The organism is Geomonas agri (assembly GCF_020179605.1).
In the GTDB taxonomy this organism is placed as follows: domain Bacteria; phylum Desulfobacterota; class Desulfuromonadia; order Geobacterales; family Geobacteraceae; genus Geomonas; species Geomonas agri.
Genome location: NZ_JAINZO010000002.1, coordinates 1,212,287 through 1,224,826 on the forward strand (window position 1 = coordinate 1,212,287; position 12,540 = coordinate 1,224,826).

Genomic DNA, 12,540 nt, shown 5'->3' on the forward strand with positions numbered 1-12,540 from the left:
ACTTTTCAACAGATAGTGCTAGTTATGGACCTTCCGTCAATGCGAGACCGTGAAGACCGCGGCATCCCACCGATCATACTCTCCACACGAATCGTAGCTGACATCCCGGCACCACTTCCGGTGATACGCAAATAGCAGCGGGCACGGCTGAGCTTTCTCCTGCCCGGATCGGAGTTTAGCAGCATGCTGATTCTCACCCTCAACTGCCGTAGGTTCTCGGCGCAGTACCAACTCTACAACTGGGGCGACCAGACCGTCATGGCCACCGGCATGGTGGAAAGGATCGTAGTCGGGGATTCCTTCCTCACCCACCGGGTTCCCGGCGCGGATGCGAAGCACCTGGAAGGGGAATGCGCGGACCATAAGGATGCACTGCGGCTGATCCTGGACACCCTGGTCGGGGAAGGTTTGATCTCCGGTGCCGCCGATATCAAGGCCATCGGGCATCGCGTGGTGCACGGGGGAGAGCGTTTCACCAAATCGGTGCTGATCGACGAAAACGTGGTCGAGGCGATCAAAGAGGTGGCGACCCTCGCCCCGCTGCACAACATCCCCAACCTCGCCGGGATCCGCGCGGCACAGGAGCTTCTCCCGGAGCTGCCCCAGGTTGCCATCTTCGATACCGCCTTCCACCAGACCATGCCCGAGCCCGCCTACATGTACCCGCTCCCCTACGAGTGGTACCAAAAGCACGGCGTCAGGCGCTACGGCTTCCACGGCCAGTCCCACCTGCATGCCGCCAGAAGAGGCGCCGAGTTGGTAGGAGTGCCGCTGGAGAAGGCCAACATCGTCACCATCCACACCGGTAACGGTGTATCGCTGTGCGCGGTTAAAAACGGGGAATCCGTAGATACCAGCATGGGGCTCACCCCGCTGGAGGGCGTCATGATGGGAACGCGCTGCGGGGACATCGATCCCGGCATCATCCCGTTCATGGCCAACGAGGCGGGTGTCTCTGTGACGGAGCTCGACCTGTTCCTGAACCAGAAGAGCGGCCTGGCCGGTATTGTGGGGCGCAGGGTCAGCCGGCGGACGGTCGTTGACGAGGCGGTGGTGGGTGACGCCCGCTGCCAGCTCGCGCTCGACATGGAATCCTACCGGCTGAGAAAATACCTCGGCGCCTACATCGCCGTGACCGGGAAGCCGGACGCCATTGTCTTCACCTACGGCGAGGGATGGGAGGATTGGCCGGTGCGCGGCATGGCACTCCAGGAGATGAGCCCGTTCGGTATCGAGGTGGACCTGAAACGGGACGAGGAGGCCCTCAAGGGGGGCAAGGAGATGCTGATCAGTGCGGACGGCTCCAGGGTGAAGGTCTTCGTGGTTCCAAGCGGCGAGGACATGGTGCTGAACGAGGACGTTGCTGCCATCATGGGGTGGCAATAGCGGGTAACTGCGGAAATGAAACAACGAAGGGCGGATGATTCTTAATCATCCGCCCTTTTTATTGGGTGTGTCCCCTCTCCCAAGGGGAGAGGGCGAGTGGACAAGGGCCTACAGCTTGATGCCGTCCAGGAAGGTTTGCACCATCGGCGTGAAGGTCTGGTGTTCGAGCAGGAACGCGTCATGGCCGTAGGCGGAGGTGATCAGGTGGTACTCAACCGGCTTGCCCAGCTTCTGGAGCGAGACCGCCATCTCCTCGGTCTGCGCCGGGGGGTAGAGCCAATCGGAGGTGAAGGCGAAGAACTGGATCGGCGCCTTGATCGGCTCGAAGGCCTCCTCCAGGGACTCGCAACCGGCGGCGACGTCGTAGAGGTCGAGTGCCTTGGCCAAGTAGAGGAAGGAGTTGGCGTCGAAGCGATCGACAAAGTTGTAGCCGTTGTAGTTGAGGTAGCGCTCGACCTCGAACTGCCCGAAGAAGTCGAACTGACCGTCGCGGGCCGAGAAGCGGCGACCGAACTTGGCGGTCATTGATTCATCGGAAAGGAAGGTAATGTGGCCGATGCCGCGGGCGAGCGCCAGTCCGTCCTTTGGGTTCTTGCGGTACTCCCCCTTCTTCCACGTGGGATCGTTGAATATGGCCCAGCGCGCCACCGCGTTCAGCGATATCGCCTGTGCCGACGGGCGCGGCGTGGTGGCCAGCACTACCGCCGAGGCTACGCGGTCCGGGTATTGGGTGGTCCACTCAAGGGCCTGCATCCCTCCCATGCTGCCACCCAAGACGCAGAAAAGTTTCTCGATACCGAGCCGGTCCATGAGCAACGCCTGGGCCTTGACCATGTCCCGCACCGTGATCACCGGGAAGGCGAGGTTGTAGCGCTTGCCGGTCTTGGGGTTGATGGAGGTCGGGCCGGTGGAGCCGAAGCAGGAACCGATAACGTTGGAACAGATGACGAAGTAGCGATCGGTGTCGAGCAGGCAGCCCGGGCCAACGATATCGTCCCACCAGCCGGCGCGCTTCTCGTCTTCGCTGTAGCGGCCCGCCAGGTGCGCGCTGCCGGTCCAGGCGTGGGTCACCAGGATGGCGTTGGAGCGATCCTCATTGAGGGTGCCGTAGGTCTCGTAGGCGATATCGATCGGCCCGAGGATACGGCCACTCTCGAGGCGCAGTTCGGTGTCGAAGGTGGCGATCTGTTCTGTCACAATGCCGTAGGACATATCTCTCTCGTACTTTCGGGTGCCGTTGGGCGGCACGAAAAAAGCCCCATCTCTGTGTGAGAAGGGGCTTTTCGGGTGTGACAAATAACTAAAAGCGCCTTTCTCATCTTCGCCTTTCGGCAGGATTTAGCACCTGTCGCCCAATGGACCGGTTGCTGTGGCTTCGCAGGGCCTTTCCCTCCACCACTCTAGATAAGCAGGTCTTTCTATTCAATTTTCGGTGCAGAATAAGGGAGCCACTCTTATTTGTCAACGGCAAACTGAGCCCCAGGTTCACAACTACCGCTACAACTGCCGGTGGTATTTGATCAGGATGTACAGGCAAGCCACCCCTGCCACGAGCATGCCGATATCGCGCAGCCAGGGAACCGGTTTGTCCAGGCCGGACTGGATCAACGGGTCCAGCAACGCGCTGGTGACAAGCGTGACGCCGGCAAAGGAGAGAAGCTTCTTCATGAGGCGATCGCCTTCAGGACCGCGCAGAAGTCTCGGTCGGCGAGACCCATCCCCTTGGCCCTCTTGAAGCTCTCATTGGCTGCCGCGGCGGACGCCAACGGCTGGTTCAGAGTATCGCCCAAGGCCACGGCCAGGCGCATGTCCTTTTGCATGTGTTTGAGCGGGAAGGCGGGATCGAACATCCCCTGCGTCATCTGGGCCCCCTTCAACTTGAACATCGGGTTGGCCAACGCGCCGGAGTCGAGCACGTCCAGAAGGTCCGCGCTGGCGAGACCAGCTTTCTCAGCGAGGGCGAGTCCTTCGCAGAAGATGGTCATCATGCCGCCCATGACCATGTTGACGATGAGCTTCATCTCGGCTCCGCGTCCCACTTCGCCCAGGAACAGGCTCTTCTTCCCCATCTTCTCGAAGAGCGGCATGGTCTTGTCGAAGAGGCCGTGGTCGCCGGCGGCGAGGATGATGAGGGTGCCTTCCTCCGCAGGTTTCTTGCTCCCGGAGACGGGTGCCTCCAGGAATCTCCCCCCCTTGGCGGTGACCGCCGCGGCAATCTCCTGGGCCGTGGCGGCGTCAACGGTGGACATGTCCACATAGCCCCGTCCCGCGCCGATCCCTTCCAGGGCCCCCTGCGGGCCGAAGCAGACATCGTGGGCTGCGGCCGGGTCGGCCAGCATGGCGATGGTGATGGCGCAGGATGAGGTGACCTCCGCCGGCGTCGCCGCGACGGCTGCCCCGAGTGCCGCGAACTCCTCGCATTTAGCCGGTGAGCGGTTCCAGACCTTGACCTTGAAGCCCGCCTTGATGAGATTCTTGGCCATGGCGCTTCCCATGATGCCCAAGCCTAAAAAGCCGTACGTTTCCATGTTTCATCCTCCTTCTACATGTGATGTAGCCAGATTAGTATCGGCAGTCCATTCCCCTCCCCCTGGAGGGGGGAGGCTGGGAGGGGGGCGCAGCTTGTCCTCTCATTGAAGCCTCACTCGCCGCCACCCGCGCACCGAGTTTACCAGAAAAACCGCCTCGGCCCGTGCCAGGTCATTCCTTTTCAGGACCCGTTCCTCGATCGCCCCCTGGGCCAGCAGTTCTTCGCGCAGGGTGCCCGGGAGGAGCCCGCAGGCAAGCGGGGGTGTGTAGTGCCTGCCGTCGACGACGGCGATCACGTTGCTGTAGGCTCCCTCGGTCACTTCGCCCCGCTCGTTCTCGAAGATCACCTCGTCCAGGTCGGGTCGGGCAGCAAGCTCCTGGTGAAACAGGTCCCGGCGGCTGGTCTTGTGGTAGAGGAAGATGTCTCCGGAATCGACACGCTGTCGAGCGAAGGCGGCCTTCGCTTCAGGCGCCGCCTCGGGGAGCGGTGCCGCTTCGCAGCTGAGGCGGCCATCCTCAAAGAGCAACAGGCGCACCTTGTGGCGCACCGAAGGGGAAAGCCCCGCGGCAATTTCCTCCAGGGCCCGCAGCGCGGCGCCGTCGGCGATGGGGAAGGCGAAATAGCGGGCCGAGCGTTCCAGACGCTCCAGGTGCCGCTCCAGCAGGAAGTAGCCCCGCTCATCGTGCAGCAGCGACTCGATCAGGTGGAATTCCGGCGGCCGTTTTCGGATGAAGGCGCTCTTGTCCAGGCACTCCCGGTGTTCGGCCTCGGGCTGGGAGTCGTAGGTGATGCCGCTGCCGATGCCTAGCTCGCCGCGCCCGGTCTCGCCGTCAATGACCGCGGTGCGGATTGCCACGCTGAAGAGCGCCTCGCCACCGGGGGAGAAATAGCCGAGGCAGCCGGTGTACAGGCCGCGGGCTTCCCGCTCCAGTTCGGCGATGATCTCCATGCTCCGTCTCTTGGGTGCACCGGTCACCGACCCGCAGGGAAACAGCGCCTGGAAGAGCTCCAGTGGCGTAACTCCCGCGCGGACTCGCGACTCGATGGTCGACGTCATCTGGTGCACGGTCGGATGGCTCTCCACGTCGAAAAGCGACTCCACCCGGACCGAGCCGGTCTCGGACACCATCCCCATGTCATTGCGCAGCAGGTCGACGATCATCAGGTTCTCCGCCAATTCCTTCGGGCTCCGCCGTAGCTGCTCCTTGCGGGCCAGGTCCTCCGCGTACCAGCGGCCGCGCGGGGCGGTCCCCTTCATGGGACGGGTGACCAGCCTGCCGCCGGAGAGGGAGAAGAACAACTCCGGCGAGGCGGACAGGACGCGCCATCTGCCGCACTCGAGGTAGCAGTTGTAAGGAGTGGGCTGGCTGCGACAGAGGTAGCTGAAGAAGGAACGGGGGCAGCCGGCTAAGAAGAAGCGCTGCCTCACGGTGTAGTTGACCTGGTAGCTGTCACCGGCGGCGATCAGTTCCCTGATCGCCTTCACGGACTCGCGGTATCCCTCCCATCCCGGCGCCGTCTCCCATCCTGAACAGTGGAAAGGGGCGTCGTGACGCGGAAACGTCTCGGCCCTGCGCTCGGTGAAGAGGCCGAACCACAAGAGCGGCATCGGGTGCGCCGGCGGGGTGGTGAGTGCGTCGTTGAGGGCGCTGGCGGCCTCGTAGCAGATCAAGCCAGCCGCATGCAGCCCGGCGGCAAGATGGCGCTGCAACTCCTCGAACGCGGGCTGTACCTCCTCCGGGGTGAGGGCGACGATCTCGCCGACCTGGCCGGTGAAGGCGAAGCCGTGCAGGTATGCCGGGAAGGGGTGCGTCAAGTCGGTCCCGCCGAGCAGATGTCGCCGATAGGGCAGGCGGCACACTTAAGACGGTCCTTGCCGTCGCATCCTTCCGAGATCCCCAGGTGGCAGATGGCGAAGTCGTACTTCACCGGGTCGGCCGGGTCGAGTTCGCGCAGGACGCGGGTAATCTCGCAGGCCATGCGCCAATCCGCCTGCTTGCGGGTGGTGAAGCCGAGGAAGCGGCAGATGCGCTGGATGTGAGCGTCGACCGGGATGACCAGTTGCGCCGGCGAGATGCCGTGCCAGATGCCGAGGTCGATGCCGTCGGCCGGGCGCACCATCCACCTGAGATACATGCAGAGCCGCTTGCAGGCGCTCCCCGAGGCCGGGGAGGGGAAGAAGAACGGGAAATAGGAATCGGCGGGGACGCCGCCGGGGCCGAACACGGGGGAGAGGTCGAGATTCTTGACCGCCTCGGAAAACCCGGAAAGGGTCCCGGTCAGGTCCTGGTCCGCCGGGTTGTAAAAGCGCAGCAGCCACTTCTGGACTGAGCCGGCCTCCTCGATCATGATCCGGCAGGCCAAGAGCAGAGCACAGAGGTCGCGGGTGTCGTTGAACCGGTGCTTGAAGCCGGCGAAGACGCGGCTGCCCTGCTTCGGGGCGAAGCGTTCCACGAAGCGGCGCGGGGAGGGGCCCATGGCCTCGAAGATGACGGCCAGGTTCTTCTTGATGATCTTTACGTTGCCGTAGGCGAACGACGACGCCACTAGCCCGGCGACCTCCTGGTCCAGGGGATCTTGGTAGCGGTGGCAAAACGAGAGCGGGTCGTTGGCCAGGTGGGCCTGGGAGCGGTTCTGGTACAGCGCTTCGAGTATGGTTTTCAGCTCCACGTGCTTTTCCTTCGCTGCGGCCGCGTCGGTGTCGGTGCGGTAGACAATCGGTTCGAGCCTGCTAGATTATCATAGTTGCTTCATCAGCTTAAAGGGAAAAGGGGGCGGAACACATGAAGCTTGCAGAACTGTTTCCGGAAGGCGGCCGCGGCATTTTGGGCACCGCCGACGCAAACGGCGTGGTGAATCTCGCCGTCTTCGCTGTACCGCACGTGGTCAATGACCAGACCCTCGCCTGGGGCTTCGGCGAAGGGCGCAGCATCGCCAACTTGAGGCAAAACCCGCACGCCAGTTACCTGTACCTGGCGCCCTCGCGGGGGTACTCCGGTTGGAGGCTGAGCCTGACCATGATCGAGGAAAAGGGGGAGGGGGAGCTTCTGGGTGAGATCAAGGAGCGAACCGCACTGGTGGCGAGCCCGCAGGCAAGCGCCGCGGTTTCCCGCGTGGTTTATTTCAAGGTCGACGAGGTCCGGCCTCTCATGTGAATCAGCGGTTGGGCGGGGTCTCCAGGACGAAGGTCACCGGGCCGTCGTTCACCAGCGACACCTCCATATCGGCCTGGAAGATCCCGCTTTGCACCGGTACGCCGAGCTCCCAAACTTGTCCCATGAAGTAGCTGTACAGCTTGTTGGCCTCCTCCGGTGCTGCGGCCGTATCGAAAGAGGGGCGTCTCCCCTTGGAGCAGTTGCCTGCCAGGGTGAACTGGGAGACGGCCAACATCTCCCCCTTGATGTCGGGCAGGGCCAGATTCATTTTCCCTTGGTCGTCACAGAAGATTCTCAGGTTGACGATCTTTTCCGCCATCCAGTCCGCCTGCTTGCAGGTGTCGCCTATCTCCACCCCGAGCAGTACCAGGACGCCGGGACCGATCTCGCCGACCACCTTTCCTTCCACCGTCACGCTGGCCCGTTTGACCCGCTGAATTACCGCCTTCACGCCCCAACCTCCTGCATCGTTTCCCGATAGATATCTGCGTCCTCGGCGGAGAATGCAGTGAAAATTATCTTTTCCAGTTCCGGATACTGCGCCAATGCTGCCTTGGCCTCTTCCAGCGCGATGCGGCAGGCCGGGCGCTTGGGATAGCCGTAGACCCCGGTGCTGATGGCGGGGAAGGCTATGCTGGCGAGCCCATTGTCATGCGCCAACTTGAAACAGTTGCGGTAGCAGGAGCGGAGCTGTTCCGCCTCCCCGCGGCTGCCGCCGTGCCAGACCGGCCCCACCGTGTGGATTACGTGCCGGGCCGGGAGCCGGTATCCCTTGGTGATTTTCGCTTCCCCAGTGGGGCATCCGCCCAGGGTACGGCACTCTGCGAGGAGTTCTGGGCCGGCCGCCCGATGAATGGCGCCGTCCACCCCGCCCCCGCCTAGAAGCGAGCTGTTGGCCGCGTTGACGATGGCGTCCACCGCCACCTTGATGATATCTCCCTGTACGATGTCGACCTTGTCGCCCATGCCGCACCTCCTGCCGTTGCCGGATCAGCTTTCGATCAGGCTCCGCAAAAGTTTCAGGTTCACCGCGTCCATCTCGTCCTCGTCCCCTTTCGGGGTCTCGATCACTTTGGGGACCAGGGCAAAGTGCGGGTCGTTCAGGATGAAGCGGAACGGCTCCAGCCCGAGCGTCCCGGCGCCGATGTGTTCGTGGCGGTCCACCTTGCAGCCGAGCCCTTTCTTGGAGTCGTTGAGGTGGAATGCGAGCAGTTTGTCGATACCGAGCAGGGCGTCGAACTCGTCGAAGGTCTTGCGGTAGCCGTCCCGGTCGGCGATGGGGTAGCCGGAGGCGAAAGCGTGGCAGGTGTCGAAGCAGACGCCGAAGCGGGTCGGGTCGGCGCAGCCGGTCATTATCGCCTTCAGGTGTTCGAACTTGTAGCCGAGGTTACTCCCCTGGCCCGCGGTGTTCTCCAGGAGCACCTTGCCGGTGAACTGCGGCACCTCGGCCAGGAGCTGGTCGAACGCCTCGCAGACGCGCCGGATGCCGACCTCCTCGCCGTCGCCGTTGTGCGAGCCGGGGTGCATGACCACCTTGTCGATGCCGAGCTTGGCGCAGCGCTCCAGTTCCTCCCGGAAGGCGATCAGGCTCTTGTCCTTCACGTCGCCGGGGGCGGCTGCCAGGTTGATCAGGTAGATGTCGTGGCTCATGACGCTCTTCATGCCGCTGGCCGCGAACTTGTCCCGGAACAGCTGGGCGTCGGCGTCGGAAATCGCCTTGCCGCGCCACTGGTTGGAGTTCTGGGTGAAGACCTGGATCACGCCGCAACCGGAGGCGACACCACGGTCGACGGCGTTGTGGATGCCGCCCGAGATGGAGACGTGAGCTCCCAATAGATCCATTACGACCTCCCCTTGACGCCCAGTTTGCCGAGGTGGGTTCGGATCAGCTCGACTCGGGCCCGGTACTCCTTGCTTTTCAGGATCAGTTCCTGGTGCGGCTCGCTCCAGTGCGGGCGCGGCCAAAGCGGATCGGAAGAGCGGCGCGGCACCACGTGCCAGTGCATGTGCGGCGCCATGTTGCCGAGCAGTTCATAGTTGATCTTGTCTGGGCTGAAGGCGTTGTAGAGCGCTTCTGCCACGGCGCAGACCTCCGCCATGACGCCGTTTCGCACCGTTTCGGAGAGGTGGAACAGTTCCGTAACGTGGTCCTTGGTATAGACGAAGCAGTAGCCGGCGAAGAACTGGTCCCGGTTCAGCGAAACCAGGGTGTGTTCCAGTTCGATGACCCGCTGGTCCACATCGTCTTGCCACTTGGTGCAGATGGGGCATGAATTCATAGGAATTCCCTTTTTAGATTTCGATCTCGCCGCTGAAGACTTCTACCGCGGGGCCGGTCATGTAGATGTTGCCGTCCTCGCTCCACTCCATTTCCAGGTCGCCGCCGGTCAGGTGGTTCAGGATCTTCTTCTCGGTCAGGCCGTTCAGCACGCAGGCCGCGGTGACCGCGCTGGAACCGGTGCCGCAGGCCAGGGTCTCGCCGGCGCCGCGCTCCCAGGTGCGCTGGCGGATTTCGGTGCGCGAGATCACCTGCACGAACTCGACGTTGGTGCGGCGCGGAAACAGCTCGTGGTTCTCGATCAGCGGCCCATACTTCGCCACCTCGAAGTTGTCGACGTCATCGACGAAGATCACGCAGTGGGGATTCCCCATTGACGCGCAGGTGATGTTGAAGGTGGAGTGCAGGATATTGAGCGGCTCGGCGATCACCTTCTCGTCGGGGTTGCCGACCATCGGGATCTCCTTGCGGGTTAGCCGGGGCGGTCCCATGTTGACGCGCACCTTTTCCACCTTGCCGTTCGTGCCGGTGAAAAGCTGCAGGGTCAGGATTCCGGCACCGGTCTCCGCGGTGATCTCTTTCTTGGCCACGATGCCGTGGTCGTAGGCGTACTTGGCTACGCAGCGGATGCCGTTGCCGCACATCTCGCTCTCGGAACCGTCGGAGTTGAACATGCGCATCCTGACGTCGGCCACCTCACTGGGCATGATCAGGATCAGACCGTCGGAACCGATGCCGAAGTTGCGGTCGGATACCTTGACGGCTACGGCGGCGGGGTCCTGAACAGTTACTTCGAAACAGTTGACGTAGACGTAGTCGTTGCCGGCACCCTGCATCTTTGTGAATTTCATAGAGAAAGACCCCCAAGGAAAGTATCTTCTCTAAATAACAAAAACCGCCTGCGGCAACAAGCTAAAACCGGAGGTGCTTGACCGGAGCGTATACTTTTCAGTAGTATCATGAGAAAACGAGGCAGGGAGGTTTAATGGAAATCAAGAACAAGCTCTGGATGAACGGCAACTTGGAGTGGTACGCCTATATCGATGACGCCGAGGTTTTTCTCGGTAGCCGCGAGGTCCCGATGCCGCTGGAAGAGGGTGACAAGTGGACCAACATGTACGGCGACGTGTTCCAGGTGGTCGACGGTTCCATCACCCTGGTCGAGCGGGTTGAGCCGCCGCAGCGCTACTGGTGATATGGCGCAGGCCCGCAGTGGTAAATGCGGACATGCAATTCTTTATATTCTTGACATGAAAAATGTGGTACTGTATCCTCGCTTAACCATCATACAGCGGGAGATACAGACATGAGACTTTCCACCAAGAGCCGTTACGGCTTGAGGGCTCTTTTCGACATCGCCTACAACGCCGGGTCCCAGCCGGCGCAGATCCAGGACATCTCGCGGCGCCAGGACATCTCGCCCCGGTACCTCGAACAGATCTTCCAGGGGCTGAAAAAGCACGGCATCCTGAAGAGCAAGCGTGGTCCCCAAGGGGGGTACTGCCTCGCCAAGAGCCCCGAGGACATTACCGTGCGCGCCGTGATCGAGGCAACGGAAGGGGATACCCTCATCGTGGACTGCGCCGGCAGGAGAAAGGGTGAGTGCGGTTTCGACGGAAGCTGCGTGACCCAGACCGTATGGGAGGAATCCAACTCCAGGCTCAACGAGTTCTTCGAGTCGGTCACCCTGAAGACCTTGTGCGAACGGGGGGAGGCTATGGGGATCAAGCGGGAGCAGGATCACCGCTTCATGTACTTCATCTAGTCGGCAGGCAGCTCCCATTAAAAGATTGACTGCAGCCGCGGCGGCACCAACGGCTGTTACGTGCGGGGGGGGGCCGGGGCGCGGTCCCGCGAGGCCCCATGGCATCACCCCAGCAAAAATACACCAAACTGCAAGAGATCCTGCGCGAGATGGGTACCGTCCTGGTTGCCTTCTCGGGCGGGGTCGATTCGACCTTTCTGCTCAAGGCGGCCATCGACACCCTGGGAACGGGCAATGTCCTGGCCGTCACCGCCACCTCACCCACCTACCCCGAAAGCGAGCTGAACGAGGCGAAGCGCTTGGCCGCTTCCCTCGGCGCCACCCAACTCCTGGTCGAGTCTAACGAACTGGAGATCCCTGGTTTTAGCCACAACCCCAAGGACCGCTGCTACCACTGCAAGAGCGAACTGTTCCGGATCTGCAGCGACAAGGCGCGTGAACTCGGCTTTGCCTTTGTCGCCGACGGCAGCAACACCGACGACCTGGGTGACTACCGTCCCGGGCGGGTGGCCGCCTGCGAATTGAAGGTGCGCTCGCCGCTGCTGGAAGCGGAACTGGCCAAGGCGGACATCCGGGAACTGTCGCGCCGGTTCGGTCTCCCTACCTGGGACAAGCAGTCCTACGCCTGTCTGGCCAGCAGGTTTCCTTACGGCACCGAGATTACCGAGCAGAGGCTGCACCAGGTGGAGCGTTGCGAAGAATTTCTGAAAGGGGAGGGGTTCCGGGTGTACCGGGTACGCTTCCACCAGGAGAGCGCGCGCATCGAGCTCTCGGAGGCGGAGCTGGGGCGGATGCTGGAGCCCGCCTTGCGGCAGCGGACGCTGGACTTCTTCCGGCAGGCCGGCTTCACGTACGTGTCGCTCGACCTGCAGGGGTACCGCACCGGTAGCATGAACGAGGGGTGACCCTCAGCTGATCTCGACGGTGATGGTCTTGGGGATGACGATGGTGAGGACGCCGCAATCGCAGCTGGCGTTGAAACCCGCCGCATCGAAGTCGGGGGGGATGGCGAAACTCCGCTGGAACGGGCCGAAGTAGCGCTCGATGCGGTGAAAATTCTCCTTCCTGATCTCCTCGCTGTGTTTCCTTTCCCCCTTGATGGTCAGGGTGTGCTCCTCCGCCCTGATCTCGATGTCGGTGAGGTCCAGGTCGGGAAGTTCCACCTTGATGGTCACCGCCGCGTTGCTCTCGTAGACATCTGCCGGCGGATGCCAGACTCCTTCCCTGATCTCGTCACCGATCTCACGGGTCCAGGCCAGGTCCAGCAGTCGGTTCATCTTGTCCTGCATGCTTCTGAGTTCGCTGAGCGGGTTGTACCTGACGATCGCCATCTTCTCCCTCCGCTGGTGCGCCACCGGGCGCGTATGGTAGGCAAAATTTAAAGGGGAGGGAGCCGTTTCCTCAAGCCCCCTCCCCGTTGTTTCCC

General features: G+C 62.4%; 16 protein-coding genes and 1 riboswitch. Of the genes, 5 read left to right on the top strand and 11 right to left on the bottom strand.

Translation table 11 applies throughout. From position 1 onward, the window contains the following. Positions 1–183: 183 nt before the first annotated feature. Positions 184–1,386 (top strand): acetate kinase, encoded by a 1,203-nt coding sequence (locus K7R21_RS16625; protein ID WP_224984394.1) that lies wholly within the window; start codon positions 184–186, stop codon positions 1,384–1,386. A gap of 108 nt (positions 1,387–1,494) precedes the next feature. Here the strand turns inward: K7R21_RS16625 and metX are convergent, their stop codons facing one another. The 5 genes from metX to K7R21_RS16650 all read right to left on the bottom strand — a co-directional run bounded on the left by metX (position 1,495) and on the right by K7R21_RS16650 (position 6,586). Then, positions 1,495–2,598 carry a homoserine O-acetyltransferase MetX gene (gene metX, locus K7R21_RS16630; protein ID WP_224984395.1) on the bottom strand — a complete coding sequence of 368 codons (1,104 nt, stop codon included), beginning with the start codon at positions 2,596–2,598 and terminating at the stop codon, positions 1,495–1,497. 100 nt (positions 2,599–2,698) lie between these two features. Next, a riboswitch (SAM riboswitch) is annotated at positions 2,699–2,797 on the bottom strand. 86 nt (positions 2,798–2,883) lie between these two features. Continuing rightward, on the bottom strand, positions 2,884–3,054 hold the full coding sequence (locus K7R21_RS16635; RefSeq protein ID WP_224984396.1) for a hypothetical protein: 171 nt from the start codon (positions 3,052–3,054) through the stop codon (positions 2,884–2,886). Further along, on the bottom strand, positions 3,051–3,914 hold the full coding sequence (locus K7R21_RS16640) for an NAD(P)-dependent oxidoreductase (protein WP_224984397.1): 864 nt from the start codon (positions 3,912–3,914) through the stop codon (positions 3,051–3,053). The genes K7R21_RS16635 and K7R21_RS16640 overlap by 4 nt, the downstream gene beginning before the upstream one ends. Before the next feature lie 102 nt (positions 3,915–4,016). Further along, positions 4,017–5,732, bottom strand: coding sequence for an aminodeoxychorismate synthase component I (gene pabB, locus K7R21_RS16645; protein WP_224984398.1), 1,716 nt, complete (start codon positions 5,730–5,732; stop codon positions 4,017–4,019). Beyond that, entirely contained in the window at positions 5,729–6,586 is an 858-nt protein-coding gene (locus K7R21_RS16650; protein ID WP_224984399.1) for a TIGR02757 family protein, read from the bottom strand. Before K7R21_RS16650 ends, pabB begins: the two co-directional genes overlap by 4 nt. Positions 6,587–6,699: 113 nt before the next feature. On the opposite strand from K7R21_RS16650, the gene K7R21_RS16655 reads away from it, so the two are divergent. Next, positions 6,700–7,071: a pyridoxamine 5'-phosphate oxidase family protein gene (locus tag K7R21_RS16655; RefSeq protein WP_224984400.1), complete on the top strand. Its 372-nt coding sequence runs from the start codon at positions 6,700–6,702 to the stop codon at positions 7,069–7,071. A 1-nt stretch (position 7,072) separates the two neighbouring features. Here K7R21_RS16655 and dtd read toward each other — a convergent pair whose 3' ends face one another. The 5 genes from dtd to dapF are packed head-to-tail and all read right to left on the bottom strand — an operon-like array spanning position 7,073 to position 10,200. Continuing rightward, positions 7,073–7,522, bottom strand: coding sequence for a D-aminoacyl-tRNA deacylase (dtd, locus tag K7R21_RS16660; protein WP_224984401.1), 450 nt, complete (start codon positions 7,520–7,522; stop codon positions 7,073–7,075). Next, a complete protein-coding gene (locus K7R21_RS16665) occupies positions 7,519–8,037 on the bottom strand; it encodes an O-acetyl-ADP-ribose deacetylase (protein ID WP_224984402.1) in 519 nt (172 codons plus the stop codon). The genes dtd and K7R21_RS16665 overlap by 4 nt, the downstream gene beginning before the upstream one ends. 24 nt (positions 8,038–8,061) lie before the next feature. Continuing rightward, complete coding sequence (locus K7R21_RS16670; RefSeq protein WP_224984403.1) at positions 8,062–8,913, bottom strand: deoxyribonuclease IV; 852 nt, start codon at positions 8,911–8,913, stop codon at positions 8,062–8,064. Continuing rightward, positions 8,913–9,350, bottom strand: coding sequence for an HIT family protein (locus K7R21_RS16675; protein ID WP_263630722.1), 438 nt, complete (start codon positions 9,348–9,350; stop codon positions 8,913–8,915). The genes K7R21_RS16670 and K7R21_RS16675 overlap by 1 nt, the downstream gene beginning before the upstream one ends. 13 nt (positions 9,351–9,363) lie before the next feature. Continuing rightward, complete coding sequence (dapF, locus tag K7R21_RS16680) at positions 9,364–10,200, bottom strand: diaminopimelate epimerase (RefSeq protein ID WP_224984404.1); 837 nt, start codon at positions 10,198–10,200, stop codon at positions 9,364–9,366. A gap of 134 nt (positions 10,201–10,334) precedes the next feature. Here dapF and K7R21_RS16685 point away from each other — a divergent pair, with 134 nt between their 5' ends. The 3 genes from K7R21_RS16685 (at position 10,335) to larE (ending at position 12,019) form a co-directional block, all read left to right on the top strand. Further along, entirely contained in the window at positions 10,335–10,544 is a 210-nt protein-coding gene (locus K7R21_RS16685) for a hypothetical protein (protein WP_216509295.1), read from the top strand. Positions 10,545–10,655: 111 nt separating this feature from the next. Further along, positions 10,656–11,114, top strand: coding sequence for an RrF2 family transcriptional regulator (locus K7R21_RS16690; RefSeq protein ID WP_224984405.1), 459 nt, complete (start codon positions 10,656–10,658; stop codon positions 11,112–11,114). A 98-nt stretch (positions 11,115–11,212) separates the two neighbouring features. Next, entirely contained in the window at positions 11,213–12,019 is an 807-nt protein-coding gene (gene larE, locus K7R21_RS16695; RefSeq protein ID WP_224984406.1) for an ATP-dependent sacrificial sulfur transferase LarE, read from the top strand. Positions 12,020–12,022: 3 nt separating this feature from the next. On the opposite strand, the gene K7R21_RS16700 is transcribed toward larE, so the two are convergent. Then, positions 12,023–12,445: an Hsp20/alpha crystallin family protein gene (locus K7R21_RS16700; RefSeq protein WP_224984407.1), complete on the bottom strand. Its 423-nt coding sequence runs from the start codon at positions 12,443–12,445 to the stop codon at positions 12,023–12,025. Positions 12,446–12,540: the final 95 nt, after the last annotated feature.